This window comes from Streptococcus sp. 27098_8_103, assembly GCF_041432345.1.
GTDB classification, from domain to species: domain Bacteria; phylum Bacillota; class Bacilli; order Lactobacillales; family Streptococcaceae; genus Streptococcus; species Streptococcus mitis_BV.
The window spans coordinates 1-3,037 of record NZ_JAPVZK010000056.1 but is presented as its reverse complement, the minus strand read 5'-3'; the positions used below and the strand labels follow the sequence as shown (position 1 = coordinate 3,037).

Genomic DNA, 3,037 nt, shown 5'->3' with positions numbered 1-3,037 from the left:
GTGATAAGCGATTTTATCGCCCTACTTTTCGCATGCACTTAACCAATAAAGAGATTTTAGACAAGCTTTTGAGCTATTCAGAAGACTTGAAACACCACTACAATGTCTATCAGCTCTTACTCTTTCACTTTCAGAACAAGGAGGCAGATAAATTTTTCGGACTCATTGAGGACAATCTTAAGCTGGTTCATCCTCTTTTTCAGACTGTCTTTAAGACCTTTCTAAAGGACAAAGAGAAAATCGTCAACGCTCTTCAACTACCCTATTCCAACGCAAAATTGGAAGCGACGAATAATCTCATCAAACTTATCAAACGCAATGCCTTTGGTTTTCGGAACTTTGAAAACTTCAAAAAACGGATTTTTATCGCTCTGAATATCAAAAAAGAAAGGACGAAATTTGTCCTTTCTCGGTTTTAGCTTTTCTTCAACCCACTACAGTTGACAAAGAGCCAAATATGGACAGTAAAAAAGAAAACTTCAGACCAATCACAAAAGGTGAATATCTGAAGTTTTCTTTTATTTATAAGTTATTACCATAAAGGTTAATAGTAAAACGAATAAAGCCAAATATTCAACATCTTTTTATAGAGGGCTAAGGTAAAACCCTACATACTCTGCAGTATTATTATCCACTACACGAAGTTTTGCAAATCGAGTCTATTTGCAAACGGAGTTAGTAAGGCAGTTACCCTTTTCTATCTACGACGGAAAAGTCCACGAATCGATACCATTCGTGGATTTTTCCTAGTGAAGCGTTTAGGTAAGCCGCCATAGCGGTTACCTATTATTAGATTACGACACTGAGTTTTACAAATCGATTCCATTTGTAAAACTCAGTTAGTGAGGCAGTTAGCTAATTCGCCAAATAGCGACTAGCGTCCAACAATTAGGAACTCTAGTTCCAATTGTTGGTACTGAGTCACATCTTCTCTTCCAACTCTACGTCTGGATACTTATCCGCAAACCAGCGGAGGGCAAAGTCATTTTCAAAGAGGAAGACTGGTTGGTCAAAACGGTCTTTAGCCAAGATATTTCGACTTGATGACATTCGTTCATCCAAGTCCTCAGGCTTGATCCAACGAACGGTCTTTTTACCCATTGGGCTCATGACTACTTCCGCATTGTACTCGCCTTCCATGCGGTGTTTAAAGACTTCAAACTGGAGTTGACCAACAGCTCCCAGCATGTACTCGCCTGTTTGGTAATTCTTATAAAGCTGAATAGCACCTTCTTGCACCAGTTGCTCAATCCCCTTGTGGAAGGATTTCTGCTTCATGACATTCTTAGCAGAAACTTTCATAAAAATTTCAGGAGTGAAGGTTGGCAGTGGTTCAAATTCAAATTTGTTTTTTCCAACTGTCAATGTATCCCCAACCTGATAAGTTCCTGTATCGTAAACCCCGATGATATCTCCTGCCACGGCATTGGTCACATTCTCACGACTTTCAGCCATAAACTGGGTAACATTAGACAGTTTAGCACCCTTACCAGTACGAGGCAAGTTGACACTCATGCCACGTTCAAATTCACCCGATACGATACGTACAAAGGCAATACGGTCACGGTGTCGAGGGTCCATGTTGGCTTGGATTTTAAAGACAAATCCTGAGAAGTCCTTATCGTAAGGATCAACAATTTCTCCGTCTGTTTTCTTATGTCCATGTGGCTCTGGAGCAAACTTGAGAAAAGTTTCAAGGAATGTTTGCACACCAAAGTTTGTCAAAGCTGAACCGAAGAAGACTGGTGTCAATTCTCCAGCCAGAATAGCTTCCTCTGAAAACTCATTCCCAGCTTCATTTAAAAGTTCAATATCATCCTTGACTTGCTCGTAGAAAGGGTTGCTGCCAAAAAGCTTGTCCCCATCTTCTAAACTAGCAAAACGCTCATCCCCTTTATAGAGCTCCAAGCGTTGGTTATAGAGGTCATAGAGCCCCTCGAAGGCTTTCCCCATCCCGATTGGCCAGTTCATCGGGTAACTCGCAATGCCTAGTACTTCTTCTAATTCTTGCAAGAGGTCCAGTGGCTCACGTCCATCACGGTCTAGCTTGTTCATAAAGGTGAAGACCGGAATGCCACGGTGTTTCACAACCTCAAACAATTTCTTAGTCTGAGCCTCGATACCCTTGGCAGAGTCCACGACCATAACAGCAGCATCCACCGCCATCAAGGTACGATAGGTATCTTCTGAAAAGTCCTCGTGCCCTGGGGTGTCTAGGATGTTGACGCGCTTACCATCGTAGTCAAACTGCATAACAGATGAAGTCACCGAAATCCCGCGTTGCTTCTCGATATCCATCCAGTCAGACTTGGCAAAAGTCCCTGTTTTCTTTCCTTTTACGGTACCAGCCTCACGAATCTCGCCCCCAAAGTAGAGCAACTGCTCAGTGATGGTTGTTTTCCCCGCGTCCGGGTGGGAGATGATGGCAAAAGTACGACGTTTCTTAATTTCTTCTTGAATATTCATAAGTTCTCTTTCTTTGATTCTCTATTTTTCTTGTTTCAATAGCTAAGAATGATTTCTACATTGGATTTTACCATTCCTTTCAACACTCCATTATATCGGATTTTGCCATTTTTTTCAATTTCTATTTTATGTCAGACACTGCTAAAGTAGAACAATTCCCCTTGCAATTTTTCAAATAAATGTTACAATAAATATAGAAAAAGGTGTTGCGACAACAACACCCCACAGAGCCGTTTAAGACGGTGGCTGTAATTACATAACTAAAAAATAGCTCGTTAACTCGCCAAAGTTAGGACGGCTATTTTTTTGTCTCTTTTACCAATTCAAGGATGAACTTTAGGAGCGTGATAACAAAGTTACCAGCTACAAACATGAGTGTCAAAGCCTCAAAAGGGGACAAATCTGGTTACTCCTTTCTACTAAGATTTTACAGGATCTGCACATAAGCATCACCATCCTTTCGATTTTGTAACCACCGTCTTCACTTCTCTGTTAAACTATTGTACCATATATTTTCCCCTTTAAAATCCGCTTTTCAAATATATCATCATCAAAATCCGTTCTCCATCCT

General features: G+C 40.8%; 3 protein-coding genes. 1 reads left to right on the top strand and 2 read right to left on the bottom strand.

Translation table 11 applies throughout. From position 1 onward, the window contains the following. A partial coding sequence (locus O3599_RS09805; RefSeq protein WP_371512739.1) for a transposase occupies positions 1–419 on the top strand: 419 nt, incomplete at its 5' end. Positions 420–921: 502 nt separating this feature from the next. Here O3599_RS09805 and O3599_RS09800 read toward each other — a convergent pair. Both O3599_RS09800 and O3599_RS09795 read right to left on the bottom strand, forming a co-directional pair. After that, positions 922–2,466, bottom strand: a complete 1,545-nt coding sequence (locus O3599_RS09800; RefSeq protein ID WP_001025437.1) for a peptide chain release factor 3 — start codon at positions 2,464–2,466, stop codon at positions 922–924. 298 nt (positions 2,467–2,764) lie between these two features. Then, complete coding sequence (locus O3599_RS09795) at positions 2,765–2,839, bottom strand: hypothetical protein (RefSeq protein WP_232610068.1); 75 nt, start codon at positions 2,837–2,839, stop codon at positions 2,765–2,767. Positions 2,840–3,037 lie beyond the last annotated feature (198 nt).

Bases quoted from the DNA above. Each gene is read 5' to 3' on its own strand.
- O3599_RS09800 (WP_001025437.1), bottom strand. From the start codon at position 2,466: ATGAATATTCAAGAAGAAATTAAGAAACGTCGTACTTTTGCCATCATC.